The organism is Micromonospora sp. LZ37, from assembly GCF_059359015.1.
In genome coordinates this window covers 14,208-34,815 of sequence record NZ_JCADBL010000004.1, presented here as the reverse complement: position 1 = coordinate 34,815, position 20,608 = coordinate 14,208, and the positions used below count along the sequence as shown (strand labels likewise).

General features: G+C 73.7%; 20 protein-coding genes. 13 read left to right on the top strand and 7 right to left on the bottom strand.

All coding sequences use genetic code 11. The features are described 5' to 3' along the window. The first annotated feature begins 5 nt into the window (after positions 1 to 5). From AC5L3Z_RS10200 to ccsB, 5 genes are read left to right on the top strand one after another with little or no spacing between them, the layout of a single operon-like run. A complete protein-coding gene (locus AC5L3Z_RS10200) occupies positions 6 to 653 on the top strand; it encodes a histidine phosphatase family protein (RefSeq protein WP_334528891.1) in 648 nt (215 codons plus the stop codon). Further along, entirely contained in the window at positions 653 to 1,228 is a 576-nt protein-coding gene (locus AC5L3Z_RS10195) for a TlpA family protein disulfide reductase (RefSeq protein ID WP_494841320.1), read from the top strand. Before AC5L3Z_RS10200 ends, AC5L3Z_RS10195 begins: the two co-directional genes overlap by 1 nt. Further along, complete coding sequence (locus AC5L3Z_RS10190) at positions 1,228 to 2,049, top strand: cytochrome c biogenesis CcdA family protein (RefSeq protein ID WP_494841319.1); 822 nt, start codon at positions 1,228 to 1,230, stop codon at positions 2,047 to 2,049. The genes AC5L3Z_RS10195 and AC5L3Z_RS10190 overlap by 1 nt, the downstream gene beginning before the upstream one ends. After that, entirely contained in the window at positions 2,049 to 3,704 is a 1,656-nt protein-coding gene (gene resB, locus AC5L3Z_RS10185) for a cytochrome c biogenesis protein ResB (protein WP_494841318.1), read from the top strand. The genes AC5L3Z_RS10190 and resB overlap by 1 nt, the downstream gene beginning before the upstream one ends. Beyond that, a complete protein-coding gene (gene ccsB / locus AC5L3Z_RS10180; protein WP_494841317.1) occupies positions 3,704 to 4,675 on the top strand; it encodes a c-type cytochrome biogenesis protein CcsB in 972 nt (323 codons plus the stop codon). Before resB ends, ccsB begins: the two co-directional genes overlap by 1 nt. 407 nt (positions 4,676 to 5,082) lie before the next feature. Here the strand turns inward: ccsB and AC5L3Z_RS10175 are convergent, their stop codons facing one another. Further along, complete coding sequence (locus AC5L3Z_RS10175) at positions 5,083 to 5,406, bottom strand: ArsR/SmtB family transcription factor (protein ID WP_494841316.1); 324 nt, start codon at positions 5,404 to 5,406, stop codon at positions 5,083 to 5,085. Positions 5,407 to 5,421: 15 nt separating this feature from the next. On the opposite strand from AC5L3Z_RS10175, the gene AC5L3Z_RS10170 reads away from it, so the two are divergent. From AC5L3Z_RS10170 to mqnP, 3 genes are all read left to right on the top strand, one after another. Next, entirely contained in the window at positions 5,422 to 5,610 is a 189-nt protein-coding gene (locus AC5L3Z_RS10170; protein ID WP_494841315.1) for a DUF1330 domain-containing protein, read from the top strand. Positions 5,611 to 5,717: 107 nt separating this feature from the next. Then, positions 5,718 to 7,178, top strand: coding sequence for a menaquinone biosynthesis decarboxylase (locus tag AC5L3Z_RS10165; RefSeq protein WP_334528871.1), 1,461 nt, complete (start codon positions 5,718 to 5,720; stop codon positions 7,176 to 7,178). Then, the gene (mqnP, locus tag AC5L3Z_RS10160; RefSeq protein WP_494841314.1) at positions 7,178 to 8,089 is read left to right on the top strand and encodes a menaquinone biosynthesis prenyltransferase MqnP; all 912 of its coding nucleotides are present in this window, start codon (positions 7,178 to 7,180) and stop codon (positions 8,087 to 8,089) included. Before AC5L3Z_RS10165 ends, mqnP begins: the two co-directional genes overlap by 1 nt. On the opposite strand, the gene AC5L3Z_RS10155 is transcribed toward mqnP, so the two are convergent. Continuing rightward, a complete protein-coding gene (locus AC5L3Z_RS10155) occupies positions 8,086 to 9,027 on the bottom strand; it encodes a terpene synthase family protein (protein WP_494841313.1) in 942 nt (313 codons plus the stop codon). The two genes, mqnP and AC5L3Z_RS10155, sit on opposite strands and share 4 nt — an antisense overlap. Positions 9,028 to 9,208: 181 nt before the next feature. Here AC5L3Z_RS10155 and AC5L3Z_RS10150 point away from each other — a divergent pair, with 181 nt between their 5' ends. Then, positions 9,209 to 9,838 (top strand): UbiX family flavin prenyltransferase, encoded by a 630-nt coding sequence (locus tag AC5L3Z_RS10150; RefSeq protein WP_494841312.1) that lies wholly within the window; start codon positions 9,209 to 9,211, stop codon positions 9,836 to 9,838. Positions 9,839 to 9,907: 69 nt separating this feature from the next. Here the strand turns inward: AC5L3Z_RS10150 and AC5L3Z_RS10145 are convergent, their stop codons facing one another. Further along, positions 9,908 to 10,174, bottom strand: a complete 267-nt coding sequence (locus tag AC5L3Z_RS10145) for a BldC family transcriptional regulator (RefSeq protein WP_334452084.1) — start codon at positions 10,172 to 10,174, stop codon at positions 9,908 to 9,910. 268 nt (positions 10,175 to 10,442) lie between these two features. Between AC5L3Z_RS10145 and AC5L3Z_RS10140 the strand changes: the two genes are divergently transcribed. The 3 genes from AC5L3Z_RS10140 to cds1 all read left to right on the top strand — a co-directional run bounded on the left by AC5L3Z_RS10140 (position 10,443) and on the right by cds1 (position 12,901). Continuing rightward, on the top strand, positions 10,443 to 10,898 hold the full coding sequence (locus AC5L3Z_RS10140) for an Lrp/AsnC family transcriptional regulator (protein WP_334528859.1): 456 nt from the start codon (positions 10,443 to 10,445) through the stop codon (positions 10,896 to 10,898). A 61-nt stretch (positions 10,899 to 10,959) separates the two neighbouring features. After that, positions 10,960 to 11,787, top strand: coding sequence for an SDR family NAD(P)-dependent oxidoreductase (locus tag AC5L3Z_RS10135; RefSeq protein WP_494841311.1), 828 nt, complete (start codon positions 10,960 to 10,962; stop codon positions 11,785 to 11,787). A 22-nt stretch (positions 11,788 to 11,809) separates the two neighbouring features. After that, the gene (gene cds1 / locus AC5L3Z_RS10130; protein ID WP_494841310.1) at positions 11,810 to 12,901 is read left to right on the top strand and encodes an L-cysteine desulfhydrase Cds1; all 1,092 of its coding nucleotides are present in this window, start codon (positions 11,810 to 11,812) and stop codon (positions 12,899 to 12,901) included. A 28-nt stretch (positions 12,902 to 12,929) separates the two neighbouring features. Here cds1 and AC5L3Z_RS10125 read toward each other — a convergent pair whose 3' ends face one another. The 4 genes from AC5L3Z_RS10125 to AC5L3Z_RS10110 all read right to left on the bottom strand — a co-directional run bounded on the left by AC5L3Z_RS10125 (position 12,930) and on the right by AC5L3Z_RS10110 (position 19,177). After that, positions 12,930 to 13,550 carry a putative glycolipid-binding domain-containing protein gene (locus tag AC5L3Z_RS10125; protein ID WP_494841309.1) on the bottom strand — a complete coding sequence of 207 codons (621 nt, stop codon included), beginning with the start codon at positions 13,548 to 13,550 and terminating at the stop codon, positions 12,930 to 12,932. Positions 13,551 to 13,664: 114 nt separating this feature from the next. Beyond that, positions 13,665 to 15,662: a DEAD/DEAH box helicase gene (locus tag AC5L3Z_RS10120; protein WP_494841308.1), complete on the bottom strand. Its 1,998-nt coding sequence runs from the start codon at positions 15,660 to 15,662 to the stop codon at positions 13,665 to 13,667. Between the two features lie 231 nt (positions 15,663 to 15,893). Beyond that, on the bottom strand, positions 15,894 to 17,447 hold the full coding sequence (locus AC5L3Z_RS10115; RefSeq protein ID WP_494841307.1) for a hypothetical protein: 1,554 nt from the start codon (positions 17,445 to 17,447) through the stop codon (positions 15,894 to 15,896). Between the two features lie 134 nt (positions 17,448 to 17,581). Continuing rightward, entirely contained in the window at positions 17,582 to 19,177 is a 1,596-nt protein-coding gene (locus AC5L3Z_RS10110; RefSeq protein ID WP_494841306.1) for a C40 family peptidase, read from the bottom strand. A 242-nt stretch (positions 19,178 to 19,419) separates the two neighbouring features. On the opposite strand from AC5L3Z_RS10110, the gene mqnE reads away from it, so the two are divergent. Beyond that, positions 19,420 to 20,589, top strand: a complete 1,170-nt coding sequence (gene mqnE / locus AC5L3Z_RS10105; RefSeq protein WP_334531001.1) for an aminofutalosine synthase MqnE — start codon at positions 19,420 to 19,422, stop codon at positions 20,587 to 20,589. Positions 20,590 to 20,608: the final 19 nt, after the last annotated feature.

Genomic DNA, 20,608 nt, shown 5'->3' with positions numbered 1-20,608 from the left:
TAGCGGTGAGCAGCACTATTGTCCACGTGCTCCGGCACGGCGAGGTGTACAACCCGGACCAGATCCTCTACGGGCGGCTGCCCGGTTTCCGCCTCTCGGAGCTGGGCGTGCAGATGGCCAAGGCGGCCGCCCAGGGCCTCGCCGAGCGGGAGATCGTGCACGTGGTGGCGAGCCCGCTGGAGCGCGCCCAGCAGACCGCCGAGCCGATCGCCGCCCAGTTCGGCCTGCCCGTCGGGGTGGACGAGCGGCTGATCGAGAGCGCCAACTGGTTCGAGGGCAAGAAGGTCTCGCCGGGTGACGGCTCGTTCCGCGACCCGCGCAACTGGTGGGTGCTGCGCGACCCGGTCACCCCCTCCTGGGGCGAGGCGTACCAGGCGATCGCGGAGCGGATGTTCGCCGCCCTGCAGGCCGCCCGGGTCGCCGCCGAGGGGCGCGAGGCGGTGCTCGTCTCCCACCAGCTCCCCATCTGGACGCTGCGCCGCTACGTCGAGCGCAAGCGGCTCTGGCACGACCCGCGCCGCCGGCAGTGCGGCCTGGCGAGCCTCACCTCCTTCCACTTCGACGGCGCGAAGGTGAGCGGGATCGCCTACACCGAACCCGCCGCCCACCTCATCGCGATGTCGGCGACCGCCCGGACAGCCAAGGGGGCCTAATGAACAGCCGCAGGTGGATCGCCGGTCTGCTCGCCGCCGTCACCACGGTGACGGTGGCCGCCTGCTCCTCGTCGAGCGGGGAGCAGACCTGCGGCACCAACTCCGACGGTGTCATCGAGTGCACCCCCGACCAGCGCTCGGCACCCCTGAAGATCAGCGGTGAGCTGCTCACCGGCGCCAGCTACGACGTGGCGACGGACCGCGGTCGGGTCGTGGTGCTCAACTTCTGGGGCTCCTGGTGCAATCCGTGCCGGGCCGAGGCGGACGACCTGGAGAACACCTACCAGGCCACCAAGGGCTCCGGGGTGACCTTCATGGGGATCAACATCCAGGACCAGCGGGACAAGGCGAAGGCGTTCGAGGAGGGCCGGGTCACCTACCCGAGCCTCTTCGACCCGCCGAGCCGGCTGGCGCTGGCCATGGACATCCCGCCGAACACCATCCCGGCGACCGTCGTGCTGGACCGGGAGGGCCGGATCGCCGCGGTCATCCGGGCGGCGGTCAAGCAGGACGGCCTCCAGCCCATCGTCGAGCGGATCGCCGCGGAGTCGCCCGCGCCGACCGGCCAGCGCTGATGGGCGAGACGTTCCGGGAACTCGCCCAGTCCGGCCCGCTGCTGCTCGCCATCGGCGCGGCGGCGCTGGCCGGGCTGGTCAGCTTCCTCTCCCCGTGCGTGCTCCCGCTGGTGCCGGGCTACCTGTCGTACGTCACCGGGCTGGCCGGCGCCGACCTGGAGGGCCGCCGCCCGGCGCCCCCGGCCGACGACGCCGCCGCCGGTGGCGGGGTGGCGGTGCTCGAACGGACCGAGCGGGCCGCCGTCAAGGGCCGGGTGCTCGCCGGGACGATGCTCTTCATCGGCGGCTTCACCGTCGTCTTCACCGCCACCGCGATCCTCTTCGCCAGCGTCGGCAAGGTCTTCTTCGAGTACGAGCGCACGCTGGAGATCGTCATCGGCGCGCTGATCGTCGTGCTGGGGCTGGGCTACGTGGGGCTGGTGCCGGGGATGGAACGGGAGTTCCGGATCTCCCGGCTGCCCTCCGCCGGGCTGCTCGGCGCGCCGGTCTTCGGCGCGGTCTTCGCGCTCAGCTGGGTGCCCTGCGTCGGTCCGACGCTCGGCGCGGTGATCGGGATGGCCGCCGTGGGCGGGCAGACCGACCGCGCGGTGGTGCTGGCCGTGGCGTACTGCCTGGGGCTGGGGATACCGTTCGTCGCCTTCGGGCTGGGCTTCCAGCGCCTGCTCGGGGTCTTCCGCGCCGTCCGGCGCAACAGCCGCTGGGTCACCCGGGTCGGTGGCGCCCTGCTGATCGTGATCGGCCTCGCGCTGGTCACCGGCGGGTGGACCAACGTCGTGATCTGGTTGCAGACCACCGTCGGGGTGGGTGAGGTGAGCATCTGATGACCGTCGTGGACGAGCGGCCGGCCCCGCCGGCCAAGGCGCCCCGGCGTCGGCCCAACCCGGTGCTGGCGCTGCTGCGCAACTCGTGGCGGCAGCTCACCAGCATGCGTACCGCGCTGGTGCTGCTCTTCCTGCTCGCGGTCGCCGCCATCCCCGGCTCGGTGCTGCCCCAGCGCGGGGTCAACCCCGAGGACGTCCGGGACTTCTTCACCGCGCACCCCGACCTGGCCCCGGTGCTGGACCGGATCGGCGCGTTCGAGGCGTTCGGCTCGATCTGGTTCTCCGCGATCTACGTGCTGCTCTTCACCTCGTTGATCGGGTGCATCACCCCCCGGCTGCGTGAGCACGTCCGGGCGCTGCGGGCGAAGCCGCCGGTCGTGCCGAAGCGGCTGGACCGGCTGCCGCAGCACACGGTGCTGGCAGCGCCGGCCGGTGGAGCGGCGGCGATCGCCGAGGCGCTGCGCCGCCGGCGCTGGCGGGTGGTGGTCCGGGGTGACGAGGTCTCCGCCGAGAAGGGCTACCTCAAGGAGACCGGCAACGTGCTCTTCCACGCCTCGATGGTGGTGGTGCTGGTCGGCGTCGCGCTCGGCTCCTGGTACGGCTGGAACGGCAACAAGCTGCTGGTGGCGGGGGCGGACAACGCCTTCTGCAACACGCAGCAGCAGTACGCCGAGTCGACGTTCGGCCCGCGCGTGGGCAGCGAGGACCTGCCCGACTTCTGCCTGCGGCTGGACGAGTTCCAGGCCCGGTTCCTCGAGTCCGGCCAGCCGGAGTTCTTCAACGCCACGGTGACCGAATTCGACCAGACCGGCCGCGAGCGGCAGCAGGCCGACTTCTCGGTCAACTCGCCGCTGCGGCTCGACGGCGCCAACGTCTACCTGCTCGGTCACGGCTACGCCCCGGTGATCCGCTACACCGACAGGTTCGGCAGCAGCCAGACCAGCACGGTGCCGTTCCTGACCACCGGCGACATCGGACTGACCAGCGAGGGCCTGGCCGCCTTCCCGGACGCCAACGTCGACCCGGCGACCGGCCGGCGGGACCCGAACCTCCAGGTGGCCTTCTCCGGCCTCTACCTGCCGACCGCGCCCGACTCGCCGCCGTACGCCCGCTCCGAGTACCCCACCGAGCGCAACCCCGCGCTGAACCTGGTGGCGTACCGGGGCAACCTGGGGCTGGACGCCGGCATCCCCGGCTCGATCTACGAGCTGGACCAGCGGCAGGTGCGGTCCGGCAAGCTCACCGAGGTCGGCACGAAGCTGCTGAAGAAGGGGGAGACCTGGACGCTGGACGACGGCAGCCGGGTCGAGTTCGTGGGCAGCGAGCAGTACATCACCATCTCCGTCCGGTACGACCCCGGCTCGACGCCGCTGCTGGTCAGCTCCGTGGCGCTGCTGGTCGGCCTGATGGGCTCGCTCTTCGGCCGGCGTCGCCGGGTCTTCTTCCGGCTGCTCCCGGCCGGTGCCGCGGACCCCACAGGTGGATCTCCGACGGCCGGTAGTAGTTTGGTTGAGGCCGGTGGCCTGCCGCGCACCGACCACCCCGGGTTCGCCGACGAGTTCGCGCAGCTCGTCGCCGCGGTCAGCGGTGACGATCGGGCCGGCGCCGAGCACGGCGCGGGCGATCCGGCCGGAGCGCGAGAAGGAGCCGAGTGATGTCCGCACTCTCCGACCAGCTGGTGACGTTCGCGATCCTGGCGTACCTGATCGCGATGATCAGCCACGCCGTCGAGTACGCCCTCGGCAACTCCCGCGCTACCGTGGCGGCGCCCGCCCGCGAGCTGGTTGGCGCCGGCGTCGGAGCGAGCGGCGGCGGAACGCCGGTGGCGCCGGCCGGGCCCGGCACGAGCCGGGCCGAGCGCACCGCGCACCGGGCCCTGCTGGCCGGCCGGGCCGCCGTCGGGGCGACCGTCCTGGCCGCCCTGCTGCACCTCGCGGCGCTGGTCACGCACGGCATCGCCGCCGACCGGATGCCCTGGGGCAACATGTACGAGTTCGTGCTGACGGTCTCGTTCATCGGCGTCGCCGCCTGGCTGGTGGTGCTCTGGAAGCGGCCGTCCCTGCGCCGCCTCGGGCTCTTCCTGACCCTGGTGATGGTGCTGCTGGTGGCGACCGCCGAGCTGGTGCTCTACGTGCCGATCGTGCCCTTGGTCCCCGCGCTCGACTCGTACTGGTTCATCGTCCACGTCTCGACGATCGTCTTCTCCTCGGGCATCTTCCTGCTGGGCGTGGTGCCAGCGGTGGCGTACCTGATGCGGGCCGGCTACGAGAAGGGCAAGCGGAGCTTCCCGTACACCCTGGCCAAGCGGATGCCGGCGGCGGCGGCGCTGGAGCGGCTGACCTTCGTGCTGCACGCCTTCTCCTTCCCGATCTTCACCTTCGCGGTGATCGCCGGGGCGATCTGGGCCGAGGCGGCCTGGGGTCGGCCGTGGGGCTGGGACCCGAAGGAGACCTGGGCGTTCATCTCCTGGGTGGTCTACGCCGGCTACCTGCACGCGCGGGCCACGCCGAGCGTGAAGCGGAACGTGGCGACCTGGCTCGCCGTGCTGGGCTTCCTCACCGTGCTGATGAACCTGTTCGGCGTGAACATCTTCTTCGAGGGCCTGCACTCCTACGGCGGCCTCTGACCTGCGGGCGGCCAGGTAGGAGACCTCCGGCACGTCGACCAGCTCGGTCCGTTCCGACCGCAGTGCGAGCTGGGCATGCAGTTCGCGGGCGACGGCGTCCCGCAGCTCGGCCTGTAGCGGCGACAGCCCGTCCGTGTCGTCGACAACGGACGCGTCCGACATGCGGCAACCCTCGCGCAGCTCGCTGCCCGCAACCAGCACCCGAGCCTGCCGCTCATCACAGATCTTGGACAGTTTCCGTCAGCGCCTGACAGGAACTGTCCAAGATCTAGTAGTTGGGCCGGTTGCGCGTTTGGCGATCAAGTTGGGAGCTGCGGCAGTCGGGTTGCGCGGGGTGCGGCCCGGCCGAGGAAGCGTTCGTGCAGCGCCGTGGACCGAGGCGGCAGGAAGTGGCGTCCCGGGTGCGGTCAGCGGGTGGGTGCCGGACCGTCGTGGACGGCCGCGAGGACCGAGTCCAGGAGGCCGGGAAACCGGGCGTCGAGGTCTTCCCGGCGCAGGGTGTGCAGGATGATGCGGCCTTCCCGCCGGGCCCAGAGCACGCCGCCCTCGCGCAGGACCCGCCAGTGGTGGCTGGCGGTCGAGGGAGAGACGTCCGGCAGCGTCGTGGAACAGGTGAGCTCCTCGCCGCCGGCCAGCCGCTTGATGATCCGGAGGCGGATCGGGTTGGCCAGCGCCTCCAGCACCGAGTCGATGCGGAGGTCCTCGCGCGTCGGGTGAACGAAGCCCTTCATGCTTCGACTCGTCCGGTGGCCCGGGACACCGACCCTGTCGTGCTGGAGAGCGACCACAAGCCCGCCATCGCGGTGGTCCTCGAATTCCCCGACAAGCAGGCGGTGCTGGACTTCTACCACTCGCCGGAGTACGCGCCACTCAAGGAGTTCCGGCAGACCTTCGCCCGGGCCAGTGCCTTGGTGATGGACGTGGCCGTCGCCTGAGGCCCGGATTCGAGGGCCGGGGGTGAGCCGGGGCGTCAGGCGCCGATGCCTCGGCTCACACCACCCGGAGTCGTCGTCGCCGCACCCGGTGCGGGAGACTGGGCGGCATGGCGGCTCGTGGCTTCCCGTACACCGATCTGAAGGACTTTCTCGCGGCGCTGGAGCGCGCGGGTGAGCTGCGGCGGGTGAGCGTCCCCGTCGACCCCACCCTGGAGATCAGCGAGATCGTCACCCGGACGGTCCGCGCGGGTGGTCCGGCGCTGCTCTTCGAGCATCCCACCCGCGGCGAGATGCCGGTGGCGATCAACCTGTTCGGCACCGAGAAGCGGATGGCGATGGCGCTCGGCGTCGACTCGCTCGACGAGATCGGCGACCGGATCGGCGCGCTGGTCAAGCCCGAGCTGCCGGTCGGCTGGTCCGGCATCCGGGAGGGGCTGGGCAAGGTCATGCAGCTCAAGTCGGTGCCGCCGCGCAAGGTGAAGACGGCCCCCTGCCAGCAGGTGGTCTACCGCGGCGACGACGTCGACCTCAACAAGCTGCCCGGCCTCCAGGTCTGGCCCGGCGACGGCGGGATCTTCCACAACTACGGGCTGACCCACACCAAGCACCCGGAGACCGGCAAGCGGAACCTGGGCCTCTACCGGCTCCAGCAGCACGGCCGCAACACCCTCGGCATGCACTGGCAGATCCACAAGGACTCCACCGCCCACCACGCGGTCGCCGAGCGGCTCGGCCAGCGGCTGCCGGTGGCGGTCGCGATCGGCTGCGACCCGGTCGTCTCGTACGCCGCCTCCGCGCCGCTGCCCGGCGACATCGACGAGTACCTGTTCGCCGGGTTCCTGCGCGGCGAGCGGGTCGAGATGGTCGACTGCCTGACCGTGCCGTTGCAGGTCCCCGCGCACGCCCAGATCGTGCTGGAGGGCTACCTGGAGCCCGGCGAGCGGCTGCCCGAGGGCCCGTTCGGCGACCACACCGGCTACTACACCCCGGTCGAGCCGTTCCCGGTGCTGCACATCGAGGCGATGACCATGCAGCGTGAGCCGGTCTACCACTCGATCGTCACCTCCAAGCCGCCGCAGGAGGACCACGGTCTCGGCAAGGCCACCGAGCGGATCTTCCAGCCGCTGCTCAAGCTGCTGATCCCGGACATCGTCGACTACGACCTGCCGGCCGCCGGGGTGTTCCACAACTGCGCGATCGTGTCCATCCGCAAGCGCTACCCGAAGCACGCGCAGAAGGTGATGAACGCGATCTGGGGCGCGCACCTGATGTCGCTGACCAAGCTGATCGTGATCGTCGACGAGGACTGCGACGTGCACGACTACAACGAGGTCGCCTTCCGCGCCTTCGGCAACGTCGACTACGCCCGGGACCTGCTGCTCACCGAGGGCCCGGTGGACCACCTCGACCACTCGTCGTACCAGCAGTTCTGGGGCGGCAAGGCCGGCGTCGACGCCACCCGCAAGCTGCCCGCCGAGGGTTACACCCGGGGCTGGCCGGAGGAGATGACCATGTCCCCGGAGGTCACCTCCCTGGTCGACAAGCGCTGGAAGGAGTACGGGATCTGATGGCCGTCCTCGACGCGCCGGCCGAGAAGCCGGGCCGGGTGAAGTCCTTCCTCAAGCTGGTCGCGATCGAGCACTCGGTGTTCGCGCTGCCCTTCGCGTACCTGTCGGCGCTGACCGCCATGCAGGTCACCGGCGGGCGGGTGCGCTGGCTCGACCTGCTGCTGATCACCGTGGCGATGGTCGGCGCGCGGACGTTCGCGATGGCCGCCAACCGGATCCTGGACCGGCGGATCGACGCGCGGAACCCGCGTACCGCGAACCGGGAACTGGTCACCGGGGCGGTGAGCGTGCGGACGGCCTGGACCGGCGCGGCCGTCGCCCTGGTCGTCTTCCTCGCCGCCGCCGCCCTGCTCAACCCGCTCTGCCTGGTGCTCGCGCCGCTGGCGGTGATCCCGCTGGTCGTCTACCCCTACGGCAAGCGGTTCACCAACTGGCCGCACGCCATCCTGGCGATCGCCCAGGCGGTCGGGCCGGTCGGCGCCTGGCTCGCCGTCACCGGCACCCTCGACGGCTCCTGGCCGGCCTGGCTGCTCGGCGCCGCGGTGGGGCTCTGGATCGGCGGATTCGACCTGATCTACGCCTGCCAGGACGCCGACGTCGACCGTGAGATCGGCGTGCACAGCGTCCCGGCCCGCTACGGGCTGCGCTTCGCGCTGCACGCCTCCACCGTCGCGCACGTGGTCACCTTCGCGCTCTTCGTGTGGTTCGGCGCGCTGCTCGGCTTCGGCTGGCTCTGGTGGATCGGGCTGGCGCTCACCGCGGTCGCCTTCGGCTACCAGCACCTGGTGGTCACCCCCACCGACCTGAGCAAGGTCAATCGGGCGTTCTTCACCGCCAACGGGTTCGTCGGCATCGCGCTCTTCGCCTTCGCCCTGCTCGACCTGGTGATCCGGCTCGGCCTGCGCCCCTAACCGGCGGGGTAGCGGGCGGACTCCAGGGTCCAGTCGACGGTGCCGCGGACGGCGTTCGCGACCCCGTCGAGGTGGGTGGCGACCGACTCGTCCAGCGCCGGACCGAACGACGGTACGGTCGCGCGCAGCGCCACGAACCGCGCCATCGACTCCCGCCACCGCTCGGCCACCACCGCCACGGCGGCCTCCACGGGTACGCCCCGCTCGGCGGCGACCGCCAGCACCAGGTTGTGCCCGCCGGAGCTGGACCGGTCCCGGTCCAGCGAGGCCAGGTCGTTGTACCAGGAGAGCAGGTCGTTGCCGAGATCGCCGAGCCGGCGCAGCAGCGGATGGTGGTAGACCGGGTCCGGGAGCGGCCGGCCGGTGGCGAACTCGATCAGCGGGTACGAGACGTACGCCGCCGAGGTGGCCCGGCGCAGCTCGACGTACTCGGCCACCCCGGGCACCCGACCGGCCGTCCGGGCCGTCGACTCCCGCCACGCCCCGTCCAGGTGGTGGGCGACCGCGTCGGCGAACCGCACCCGCCAGCGCGCCGGCATCCGGCGGCGCGGCGCCCGCCACGCCTCCACCAGCAACCGGCGCAGCGGTCCGTCGAGGCCCGGATGCCGCCGGCGCGGCCCCTCGTGCAGCAGGCTCAGCGTCCCGTTCCGCAACGCGCGTAACCGCGCCGGGCCGAGCCCGCCCTCGCAGGCGTCGTCGACCAGGAAGAACCAGGTGAACAGGGCGGTCAGGGTCCGCAGGTCCGGCTCGGTGGCGTCCGGGTAGAGCCGGCCGGCGTACCGGGCGAAACCGGCTCGGCGCACGGCGTCGACGTCCACCGGCAGACCCCACCGGGGCAGCCGGTCCACCAGCCACTCCTGCACCGCGTCCGCGTGCGGGGAGAGCCGGGGCGGGATCGGACAGGCGGACCGGAGCGACCAGAGGACGCCTTCGACCATGCCCGATCCTTCCCGTGCCGGCGCGGGTCGCCGACGGCAGCATGTCAGGTCCGTACCGGCGGCGCCGCCCCGGTCGGGGTCCCCGGCGGTCACGGTACGGCGGCGACCCGGCGGCACGGGGCACCCGCCGTCCGGGGGGCCGGCGGCCGGGGCCGGGCGGCCACCAGGCAGGCTGGACGGCATGCGCGAACCATGGGTGGTCGGAGTCTCCGGGGCGTCCGGCACGCCGTACGCGGCGGCCGTCGTCCGTGGGCTGCTCGACGCGGGTGAACCGGTGGACCTGATCGTCTCCCGGGCGGCCCGGCTGACCGTCCTCGACGAGACCGGCCGGCCGTTCCGGGACGGCCACTGGGCCGAGGACCTGGCCGCCTGGCTGGGCCGGGACCTCACCGGCGCCGACGTGCGGCACTGGCCGGCCGGCGACCTGGCCGCCGGGCCGAGCAGCGGCTCCTACCGGGTACGGGGGATGGCGGTGGTGCCGGCGAGCACGGCGGCCTGCGCCGGGATCGCGATCGGCCTCTCCAAGGACCTGTTGCAGCGGGCCGCCGAGGTGAACCTGAAGGAGCGGCGGCCGGTGGTGCTGGTGCCCCGGGAGACCCCGGTGACCCGCAGCCACCTGGAACACCTGCTCGCGCTGCACGACGCCGGTGCGGTGGTGCTGCCGGCGAGCCCGGGCTTCTACGGCGCCGGGGCGAACGCCACCGCCGGGCAGTTGGTCGACTTCGTGGCCGGCAAGGTGCTCGACGCCCTCGGCGTGCCGCACACGTTGTTCCGGCGCTGGTCGGGGCAGCTCGCCGCCGACCGTTCCTGAGCCCGGCCGCTCCGCTCAGACGGAGGCGGACCGGTCCTGACGGCCGGTCCGCGTACCCGTTCGCACCATTCAGTACATCCCGGCGTTGGCCGGACCCGGCCCGGTCGAGGCGGCCGGGCCCACATTGCGTGGCTTGCCCATGTCCTCCGCCTCGTCCAGCATGCCCTCCCCTTCCAGCAGGGCCCGCACCTCGGATTCCCGAAACCGGCGATGCCCGCCTGGAGTCCGGATGCTGCCTATCCGGCCAGCCGCCGCCCAGCGCGTCACAGTCTTCGGGTCAACCCGAAACAGCGCGGCGACCTCACCCGGTGTCAGCAGGCGATCTCCAGTGTCCACAGCCCCCTCCTCGCGTCGACGAAGCCCCCGGCTGAACACACTGCCCCCGGCCGGTGCGAGCCCAGAGCCGTCATGAGGGACGTATGGCAATTACAGCACCAGCGACCTGGCCTGTCCGCCAAACGCGAAAAACGCACTGAGTGGGAAGTTAGTAAATGGTACCGGCGCCGGACTCCTTTCACCGTCAGTCTGGGAACTGTGACACTGCGTGATGTTCAACGGGTGCCGAGCGTCGGACGTTACGCCCGGCCAGCTAAGGTCACACTCCGTGGACGCCATCGACCTGAGCCTCGTCGAGCTGCTGCGCGGCAACGCCCGCCTGTCGTACGCCGAACTCGCCCGGCAGGTCGGCCTCTCCGCGCCGGCCGTGCACGAGCGGGTCGGCAAGCTCGAATCCAGCGGCGTCATCCGGGCGTACCGGGCGGACGTGGAGCCCGAGGCGATCGGGCTGGGCGTGACCGCGCTGATCGGCATCGTCGAGGACTCCGGCGGGGACACCGACGACGTGCTGGAGGCGTTCCGGGTGATGCCCGAGATCGAGTCCTGCTACTTCATGGCCGGCGTCGAGTCGTTCATGCTCAAGGCGCGGGTCGGCACCATCGCCGAGCTGGAGCAGCTGATCGTCCGACTCAACCGGACCCCGGGCGTCGCCTCCACCCGCACCGGCATCGCCCTGTCGACCAAGTGGGAGAACCGCCCCCAACCCGCCGAGCCACCCGCCTGACCGCAACAGGGGTCACGACCGCCCCTTCCGTACCGGTGGGCCGGGGGGCTACCTTGCGGCGGTGACGACGCCAGCGAGTGGGACCGCCGTGGTGACCGGCGCGGGCGGCGGCCTCGGTCGGGCGATCGCCGCCGCGCTGCACGCCGACGGCTGGCCCGTACTCCTGACCGACCTCGACGCCGACGCGGCCGCTGCCGCCGCCTCGCCGCTGGGTGGCTGGTCGCGGGGCCTGGACGTGCGCGACGAGGCGGCCTGCGCCGAGGTGGCCGCCGAGGCGGCCGGCCGGGGTGGCCTCGGGCTCTGGGTGAACAACGCCGGCATCCTGGTCACCGGCCCGTCCTGGACGCACGACGCGGCGACCCGGCGGCGGGTGGTCGAGGTGAACGCCCTCGGCGCGATGACCGGCACCCTGGCGGCCCTGGCGGTGATGCGCGGCCAGGGGCACGGCCACGTGCTCAACGTCGTCTCCCTCGCCGGCCTGATCGCCGCCCCGGGTGAGACCGTCTACTCGGCCAGCAAGCACGCGCTGCTCGCGTTCAGCCTCGGCACCCTCGCCGACCTGCGGACGGCCGGCCTGGCGGACGTACACGTGTCGTGCCTGTGCCCGGACGGGATCTGGACGCCGATGCTGCACGACCGGCTCGACGACCCCGGCGCGCTGGCCTCCTTCACCGGGACGATGCTGACGCCGGAGCGGGTCGCCGCGCGCGCCGCCCGACTGGCCCGCCGGCCCCGGCCGGTGGTCAGCCTGCCGCGCTGGCGCGGCGCCCAGGTACGGCTGCTCGACGCGCTGCCCCGGCTGGCGCTCGCACTCACCCCGCTGGTCCGGGCCGCCGGCCGGTTCGGGCAGCGCCGCCAGCGCCGCCGGGTCGGCCCGGACCAGAGCTGACCTCGCTTGTAACGTTGCCGGCGTGACTCATCTCGACCGGTGCGACGAGGCCAGCCGGACGTGGGTGACCGAGGCGATCGCCACGGTCGAGGCGGACGCCAACCGCTCCGCCGACACCCACCTGCTGCCCTTCCCGCTGCCCCGGACCTGGGGGATCGACCTCTACCTCAAGGACGAGTCGGTGCACCCCACCGGCTCGCTCAAGCACCGGCTGGCCCGCTCGCTCTTCCTCTACGGGCTCTGTAACGGATGGATCGGCCCGGACACCACGGTGATCGAGGCGTCGTCCGGCTCCACCGCGGTCTCCGAGGCGTACTTCGCGCGGATGCTGGGGCTGCCCTTCATCGCGGTGATGCCCGCCTCGACCTCGCCGGAGAAGATCGCCCAGATCGAGTTCCACGGCGGTCGCTGCCACCTGGTCGACGACCCGGCCAAGGTGGTGATCGAGGCGCGCTGGCTCGCCGAGGACAGCGGCGGGCACTTCATGGACCAGTTCACCTACGCCGAACGGGCCACCGACTGGCGGGGCAACAACAACATCGCCGAGTCGATCTACGCGCAGCTCTCCCTGGAGCGGCACCCGATCCCCGCCTGGGTCGTGGTCGGCGCCGGCACCGGCGGCACCAGCGCCACCATCGGCCGGTACGCCCGCTACCGGCGGCTGCCCACCAAGCTCTGCGTGGTGGACCCGGAGAACTCCGCGTTCTACCCGGCCTGGCTGGCCGCCGACTGGACCGCCCGCACCGGCCGGGGCTCCCGGATCGAGGGGATCGGCCGCCCCACCGTCGAGCCGTCCTTCCTGCCCTCGGTGGTGGACCGGATGACGCAGGTCCCCGACGCGGCCTCGCTGGCCGCCATGCGCGCCGGCTCGGCCGTGCTGGGCCGCCGGGTCGGGGGCTCCACCGGCACCAACCTCTGGGGCGCGTTCGGGCTGATCGCCGAGATGCTCGCCGAGGGGCGGACCGGCTCGGTGGTCACCCTGATCTGCGACGCCGGCGACCGGTACGCCGACACCTACTACGACGACGAGTGGGTGGCCCGGCAGGGCATGGAGCTGGCCCCGCACCTGGACACCGTCGAGCGCTTCCTCGCCACCGGGGCCTGGCCGGCCTGACCACCGGGCCGTCGCCCGCCCGGGGCTCTCAGCGGGCGTCCACCCGCTCGGCCAGACCCGGGTAGCGCAGCACCAGGCCGTCGTCGTCCAGCTCCAGCTCGGCGCGGAAGCTGTCGCTGGAGTACCGGACCCGGTGCGGCCCCAGGGGCGTGTAGACCTGCCGGGCGGGCACGACCTCCAGGCTCGGCACCAGCACCCAGGCCACGGTGACCGTGCGGGGCAGGTCGGCCGGCGCGGCGGCCAGCCCGAGCCGGCGCACCGGCAGGCTGTTGAAGAGCGGGGAACCGCCCAGGTCGACGTCGAGGGCGTCGTGCAACCGGTCCGGGTCCTCGACGCCCGGCAGGCCGGCCGGCGGCTGGCCGGCGGCCCGCAGCGCCGCGTCCAGGTCACCCTGCTCGCCGGTGGTCACCCGCCAGCGGCCCGCGCCGTGCTCCAGGCGGACGCGGCGCGACCAGCCCGCCCCCTCGGCCTCCACCTCCAGCGAGGTGACGGCCCCGTCCGGCCCGGTGGCCAACCGGTAGCGGCAGGTGTAGGCGATCGGGTCCACGGCGAGTTGGGTGCCGCGAGCGGCGAATCCGGGGCCGTCGTCGAGGACGGCGTGCTCGGCGCCGGCGGTGTCCGTCCGACTCCAGAAGAGTGACCTCGGCATGGGTCGGACGCTACGCGACCCGACCGACACCGGCAGCGCATGCGGAAACGCCGCCGCGGAGCGTGGGCTCCGCGACGGCGTTCCGGGTGTCGCGTCGATCAGGTGTCGCGTGGATCAGTGGGTACGCGCCGGCGGCCGGCCGCCGAAGCCACGCCGGTCGTCGCGCGGCCGGTCGTCGCGGACCCGGCCCTCCGGACGGAACCCGCCCCGGCGGTCGGTGCCGCGCTGGTCACCGGCGGGCGCGCCGAAGCGCCGCTCGCCCTGCGGGCGGTCGCCGAAGGACTGCCCGCCCCGGGTGTCCCGGTCACCGAAGCGGCGCTCGCCGCCCCGGGACGTGTCCCGGTCGCCGAAGCGATCGCCGCCCGGACGCTCGGCCCGATCGGCGAAGCCCCGGTGGCCCCGGTCGCCGAAGCCCCGGTCACCGGTCGGGCGGTCGGCCCGGCCGTCGAAGCGCCGCTCACCCTGCGACCGATCCCCGTAGGTCCGCTCGCCGGTCGGGCGGTCGGCGTAGCGCCGCTCGCCGGTCGGCCGGTCGGCGTAGGTCCGCTCGCCGGTCGGCCGGTCGCCGTAGGTCCGCTCGCCGGTGGGACGGTCGCCACGGCCGGCGAAGCGCCGCTCGCCGGAGCGACCGTCGCGAGAGTCGCCCTGCGAACGGTCGCCGAAGCTCCGGTCGCCGGTCGGCCGGCTGTCGAAGCGCCGCTCGGGCCGGTCGAAGGACCGCTCGCCGCGCGCGTCGCGGTCACCGAAACGGCGGTCGCCGTACGACTGCTGGCGGTCGCCGTAGCGGCGCTCGCCGGTGGGACGGTCGCCGAAGCGACGACCGTCCCGGTCACCGGAGCGGCGCTGGCGCGGCTCGGGCTCCTCCCGCACCGGGACGCCGCTGGGCTCGCGGGCGCCGGTCAGTTCGGTGAGCGCGGCGTCGCCGGCCCGGACCCGGCTCTCGGCCGGCGCGACGCCGGCCTTCTCCAGCATGGCCAGGGTGGTGCGACGCTGCTTGGGCAGCACCAGCGTGGCCACCGCGCCCGACTCGCCCGCCCGGGCGGTACGACCCGCGCGGTGCAGGTAGTCCTTCGGGTCCTTCGGCGGGTCCACGTGCAGCACCAGGGTGACCCCGTCGACGTGGATGCCCCGGGCGGCCACGTCGGTGGCGACCAGCACGTTCATCCGGCCCTCGCGGAACTCGGCCAGGGTCTTGGTACGCATCCGCTGGGTCTTGCCACCGTGCAGGCCACCGGCCCGTACGCCGACCGCGGCCAGCTGCTCGACCAGCCGGTCCACGCCGAGCTGGGTGCGGGCGAAGACCATGGTCCGGCCGTCCCGCGCCGCGATCGAGGCCGCCACGGCGAACTTCTCGTGCGGCGGGATCAGCAGCATGTGGTGGTCCATGGTGGACACCGAGGCGGTGGAGGGTGCGGTCGAGTGGGTGACCGGGTCGGTCATGAACCGCTTGACCAGCGCGTCCACGTCACCGTCCAGGGTGGCCGAGAAGAGCAGCCGCTGCGAGCCGGCCGGCGTCTTCGCCAGCAGCTCGGTGACCTCGGGCAGGAAGCCCATGTCGGCCATCTGGTCGGCCTCGTCGAGGACGGTCACCTCGACGTCGTCGAGGTTGCACACGCCCCGGGAGATGAGGTCGCCGAGCCGCCCCGGGGTGGCCACGACGATCTCCACGCCGCGGCGCAGCGCGTCGATCTGCCGGTCGTACGGCACGCCGCCGACGGCCGTCTTGAGGAAGATCCCGACGGCCTTGCCGAGCGGCATGAGCGCGTCGTTGACCTGCATGGCGAGTTCCCGGGTGGGGACCAGGACCAGGGCCCGCGGGTGCAGCGGCCGGGCCCGGTTGCGCTCGGCGAGCCGGCCGATCAGCGGCAGCCCGAAGGCGAGCGTCTTGCCGGAGCCGGTCTGGCCCCGGCCGAGCACGTCCCGGCCCGCCAGGGCGTCCGGCACGGTGGCCCGCTGGATCTCGAACGGGGCGGTGATGCCCTGCCGGGCGAGCGCGGCGACCAGCGGCTGGGGCAGACCCAGGTCGGCGAAGCTGACGTCGGCGGTGGGAGCGTCCTCGACCGGCAGGTCGAGGGCGGACGGAATGGTGCCGGGATCAGTGGAGGTGGTCAAGAAATGCCTTTCGAGCGGGGCGCATCTTCGCGATGGCCCGCCGCAGCTGTACGCCGCCGAATCGCCCGCAAGATCGCCCATGGGCGCGCGCCACGCGCGCCAGGTCAGTGATCAGACCCAGTGTACGGCGCTCCGGCGACGCCGCCAGCCGACCACGACGGGGTAGTGGGCGGGCTCACCCCGACCCGACGCCGTCCGGTGGCCGCCGCCGGAGGCCGGACCGGCCCCGGCTCAGCTGTTGAGGACGTTGCCCACCAGCCCGTCCATGGCGTCGTTGGCGACCAGCACGACCAGCACGCTGATCGCCACGAGCAGCCCGAGGGACGCGGCCAGCACCAACACCACCCGGGTGGTGTTGGAGCGCTGGGTGGGCGTGTCGGCCCAGCCCTGGGCGAGGATGTGCCCGGTCAGGGAGCCGGAGTTCTCCAGCGGGTTGCCGGCCGGGAAGGAGACGGTCGAGTAGCCCGGGCCGTCGGTGCCGCCGTACGCGGTGCTGGCCAGGTCCTGGCCACCCCGGTACGGGGTGCCCCGCGGCGCGGCGGCCTTCCCGGGAGCGGAGTGGTCGGCCGTGCTGGACGGCGGCCAGGCCGGCAGGGCCGGCGCCGGCACGACCGGCGGGGCGGAGACCGTCGCGGCGGGGCTGGCGGGCGGCGGCGGGGTGACGGCCGGGGGCGCCGAGGCCGGTGGGGCCGGTGGGGCGGCGGGCGGGGCGCTCACCGGAGCCGCGGCGCGGAACGGCGGCGTGACGGCCGGCGGGGCGCTGACCGGGGCGGCTGCCCGGAACGGTGGGGCGGAGGTCGGAGCGACAGCCCCGAACGGCGGCGCACCGGCGGCCGGGGCGCTGACCTGGGCCGAGGCCCGGAACGGCGGCGCGGAGCTGGGTGCGGTGCCGGCCGGCGGCGCGGAGAGGCTGGTCCCGCCGGGCATGGCCGGGGGCGGTGGGAAGGGCGGTGCCGGCATCGGACCGGGCGGTGGCGGAGGCGGGGGCACCGGCGGGCCGGGTGGCGGCACCGGAGGTCCGGGGACCGGTGGGACCGGACCGGGCGGCGGGGTGGGCCGGGGGCCGGGTGGCGGGCCGGGCAGCGGCGGCACCGGCGCGGGGAACGGGCCGGGTGCCGGGGGTTCCGGCACCGGCGCGGGCGGGACTGGATGCGGGGCCGGCTCGGGTGCCGGTTCGGGTTCGGGGGTGGGCGGGGTGGGTGGCTTGGCCGGCTCCGGGGGCTGGGCGGGCTCGGGCGGCTCGGGGTTGACCGGCGTCGACCGGTAGACGGTGGCCGCGCCGGCACCGGCCCGTGCCACCGCGCCCGCCGCGGCTCCGGCGGCGGCCTCCTCGGCGGAGATCCGGCTCAACCCCGGCACGACGGCGCTGGCCCGGGCCGACGACCGCTGTCCGGGTACGGCCTGGGCGCGCGCCGGGTCGGACTGGGCGCGAACCGGGCCGCCCGGGTCGTCCGCGCCGCCGGACCCGTCCGCGTCGGCACCGGAGGTGTCGGTGGACGAGGCGCCCGCGCGGTAGGTCGTGGCGGTGGCGGGGGCCGCCGGCCGGGCGTCGCCCTCGGGCGGCGCGGTGACCGTGGCGACGCTCGCGCGGGCCCGGGCGAGCAGGCCGGCCGACGGCGCGTCGACGGCGGACGGCGTCGGGCCGGAGGCGGACGGCCGGCTGTCGGCGGGCGGCGTCTCGGCGGACGACCCACCGGCGGGCCGGTCCGGGGAGGGCCCACCCACGGCGGAGTCGGGCACGGATCCGCCGTCGACCGTCTCCGCCGGAACCTTGTGCTCGGTCATGCTCGCCTCCGCGCCCCCACTCGCCTCCGGGAACCCGTGACGCGGGACCGGAAGTGTCTCGATGTCACGGTGCCACATTCCACCCCGGTGGCACAGCCGGAGCGGGTACGGTCCCTCGGCGCGGGCCGCCCGGCTCAGCCCGCGGTGCTCGCCGAGGCCGAGGCCGAGCTGCTCTCCTGCGGGCTCGCGCTGCTGGCCGCGGTGCTCGGCGAGGCGCTGGTGACCACCGGGCTCGGGGTGGCGGAGCTCGACGGGCTCGCAGTCGGCGTCGGGGTGACCGACGGGGTCGGCGAGGGCGGCGTCGGCGTCGGCGTCGGGCTCGCGGGCGGGGTCGTCGGCGGCGTGCTCGGCGGCGGGAGCGTCGGCCGGGTGGGCCTCGGGGTGGGCTTCACCGGCGGCTTCGTGGGCGGCTTCGATGGGGTGGGCGTGGGCTTGGGAGCCGGCGTGGTCGGGGTCGGTACCGGGGTGGCGGGCGCGGGGACCGCTCCGACCACCCGGGTGGCCGCGTAGAGCCCGGACCAGCGGACCGTGGAGATCTTGACCACGTCGCCGCTCCGCGGCGCCTGGACCATCTTGCCGCCGCCGAGGTACATCCCGACGTGGTGGATCGTCGTCCAGCTGCTGCCCGAGGCGAAGAAGAGCAGGTCGCCGGGGAGCAGCGCGGCGCGATCGACCGTCCGTCCCCGGGTGGCGAAGTACTGGTCCCGGGAGACGCGGGGCAGCTCGTAGTAGCCGGCGGACCGGTAGGCCGCCCACATCAGCCCGGAGCAGTCGAACCGGTCCGGGCCCTCGGCGGACCAGAGGTAGGGGTCGCCGAGCTGCGCCAGCGCGTACTTGACGGCGGCCAGGGCCTGCGGGCTGGCGATCAGGCCGGTGCTGCTCTGCCCCTCGACGTAGCCGGCGCCCAGCCGCTGCTCGGCGGCGTCCCGCTGCCGCTCCAGCTCGATCAGGCGGGCCTTGTTCTCCGCGCGGAGACCGATCAGCTTCGTCTCGTTGTCCCGCAGCGACCGCTGCGCCGTGGTGACGGCGGTGTCGAGCCGGCCGACCCGCTCCTCGACGGCGGTCAGCGTCCGGGCGGCCAGCTCCCGGGCCGTCTTCGCGCGGGACAGCTCGCCGGTGGCGGCGGTGGTCGCGGCCTCGGCCTGCTCGCCGCGGGAGAGTCGCTGGAGGACGCTGAGCCCCTGGAGGTCGCGGGCGAGTTCACCCGGCGGCAGGGCGGCACCGGCCTTGAAGGCGTCCGCGGCCGTGGCCTCGGCGTGCGCCTGGGCGGTGACCAGCGCCGTCTCGGCGGCGGCCAGCTCGCGCTGCGCGGTGGCCAGCTCGGTGCGGGCGTCGGTGAGCTGCTGGTTCAACTCGATCAGCTCGGTGCCGAGCCGACCGTTCTCCGCCTCCAGGGCGTCGATCCGGGCCACCAGCGGGTCGGCGGCGAGGCCGCCCACCGGCAGGGTGGTGGCGCCGGGCAGCACGCCCGGGAAGCCGCCCGCGGTGCCGGTCGTCGGGGCGCCCGGCAGGCCGGAGCCGACCCCGGGCAGCCGCAGGCCACCGGCCGCGACGGGCCGCGAGCCGGTGTCCGGCACGACGTTCGGCAGGGCCGGATCGGCGTACGCCGGGGTGGCCAGGGCCATCGCCGCGACCGCGCCGAGCAGGGCCGACCAGAGCGCCGGCCGCAGCACCGGCGAGATCACCGGACCGCCGTGTCGCCGCCGCCGCCCGTGCCCGCTGTCGACCATTTAGCTCCCCGTCCGGCGTGGTGCCCGCCGCGCGTCGGTGGGCGCGGCGAGCGGGACGCTACCAGTGTGTGTCGCGTCCCACCCTGTCTTACCTCACCGACGCAGAGATGTCGATGCGTGGCCCGGTCACGGATACCTGAGAGTCCGGTGAGGTAGGTCGCGGCGGGTCCCCGTCCTGCCGGCCGGTCGGTGGGCCGACGTAGGCTCGACCGGGACCGCAGGCGGAAGGGACGTGGCTTTCGATGGACGCCGGACTCAAGCGTGAGCTCGAAGCGAAGGTGTACGCCGGGGAGCGGCTGACCCGTGAGGACGGGATCGCCCTCTACGACAGCGACGACCTGTCGTGGCTGGGCCGGCTGGCCCACCACCGGCGCACCGAGCTCAACGGCGACCGGGTGATGTTCAACGTCAACCGGCACCTCAACCTGACCAACGTCTGCTCCGCCTCCTGCGCGTACTGCTCCTTCCAGCGCAAGCCGGGTGAGAAGGACGCGTACACGATGCGCATCGACGAGGCCGTGCGCAAGGCCAAGGAGATGGAGGACGAGCAGCTCACCGAGCTGCACATCGTCAACGGCCTGCACCCGACGCTGCCCTGGCGCTACTACCCCAAGGTGCTGCGCGAGCTGAAGGCGGCGCTGCCGAACGTCAAGCTCAAGTGCTTCACCGCCACCGAGGTGCAGTGGTTCGAGAAGATCAGCGGCCTGAGCGCCGACGAGATCCTCGACGAGCTGATGGACGCCGGCCTGGAGTCGCTCACCGGCGGCGGCGCGGAGATCTTCGACTGGGAGGTCCGGCAGCACATCGTCGACCACGCCTGCCACTGGGAGGACTGGTCGCGGATCCACCGGCTGGCCCACTCCAAGGGCATGAAGACCCCGTCGACGATGCTCTACGGCCACATCGAGGAGCCCCGGCACCGGGTGGACCACGTGCTGCGGCTGCGCGAGCTCCAGGACGAGACCGGCGGCTTCGCGGTCTTCATCCCGCTGCGCTACCAGCACGACTTCGTCGACTCGGCGGACGGCAAGATCCGCAACCGGATCCAGGCCCGGACCACGATGGCCTCGCCGGCGGAGTCGCTGAAGACCTTCGCGGTCTCCCGGCTGCTCTTCGACAACGTTCCGCACGTCAAGTGCTTCTGGGTGATGCACGGCCTCTCGGTCGCCCAGCTCTCGCTCAACTTCGGCGTGGACGACCTGGACGGCTCGGTCGTCGAATACAAGATCACCCACGACGCCGACTCGTACGGCACCCCGAACACGATGCACCGGGACGACCTGCTGCACCTGATCTGGGACGCCGGCTTCCAGCCGGTCGAGCGGGACACCCGTTACAACGTGGTCCGCGAGTACGACAAGGCCCCGTCGCTGGCCGAGCGCCGCGCCGAGCCGCAGCAGGTCTGGGCCTGACCGGCCGTATCCTCGAATG

What these genes read in the sequence shown, in the direction of transcription:
- AC5L3Z_RS10175 (WP_494841316.1), bottom strand. Translation starts at nt 5,406, where the DNA reads ATGAAGGGCTTCGTTCACCCGACGCGCGAGGACCTCCGCATCGACTCG.
- resB (WP_494841318.1), top strand. Translation starts at nt 2,049, where the DNA reads ATGACCGTCGTGGACGAGCGGCCGGCCCCGCCGGCCAAGGCGCCCCGG.
- mqnE (WP_334531001.1), top strand. Translation starts at nt 19,420, where the DNA reads ATGGACGCCGGACTCAAGCGTGAGCTCGAAGCGAAGGTGTACGCCGGG.
- AC5L3Z_RS10165 (WP_334528871.1), top strand. Translation starts at nt 5,718, where the DNA reads ATGGCGGCTCGTGGCTTCCCGTACACCGATCTGAAGGACTTTCTCGCG.
- AC5L3Z_RS10195 (WP_494841320.1), top strand. Translation starts at nt 653, where the DNA reads ATGAACAGCCGCAGGTGGATCGCCGGTCTGCTCGCCGCCGTCACCACG.
- AC5L3Z_RS10150 (WP_494841312.1), top strand. Translation starts at nt 9,209, where the DNA reads ATGCGCGAACCATGGGTGGTCGGAGTCTCCGGGGCGTCCGGCACGCCG.
- AC5L3Z_RS10125 (WP_494841309.1), bottom strand. Translation starts at nt 13,550, where the DNA reads ATGCCGAGGTCACTCTTCTGGAGTCGGACGGACACCGCCGGCGCCGAG.
- ccsB (WP_494841317.1), top strand. Translation starts at nt 3,704, where the DNA reads ATGTCCGCACTCTCCGACCAGCTGGTGACGTTCGCGATCCTGGCGTAC.
- AC5L3Z_RS10190 (WP_494841319.1), top strand. Translation starts at nt 1,228, where the DNA reads ATGGGCGAGACGTTCCGGGAACTCGCCCAGTCCGGCCCGCTGCTGCTC.
- AC5L3Z_RS10110 (WP_494841306.1), bottom strand. Translation starts at nt 19,177, where the DNA reads ATGGTCGACAGCGGGCACGGGCGGCGGCGGCGACACGGCGGTCCGGTG.
- AC5L3Z_RS10115 (WP_494841307.1), bottom strand. Translation starts at nt 17,447, where the DNA reads ATGACCGAGCACAAGGTTCCGGCGGAGACGGTCGACGGCGGATCCGTG.
- AC5L3Z_RS10155 (WP_494841313.1), bottom strand. Translation starts at nt 9,027, where the DNA reads ATGGTCGAAGGCGTCCTCTGGTCGCTCCGGTCCGCCTGTCCGATCCCG.
- mqnP (WP_494841314.1), top strand. Translation starts at nt 7,178, where the DNA reads ATGGCCGTCCTCGACGCGCCGGCCGAGAAGCCGGGCCGGGTGAAGTCC.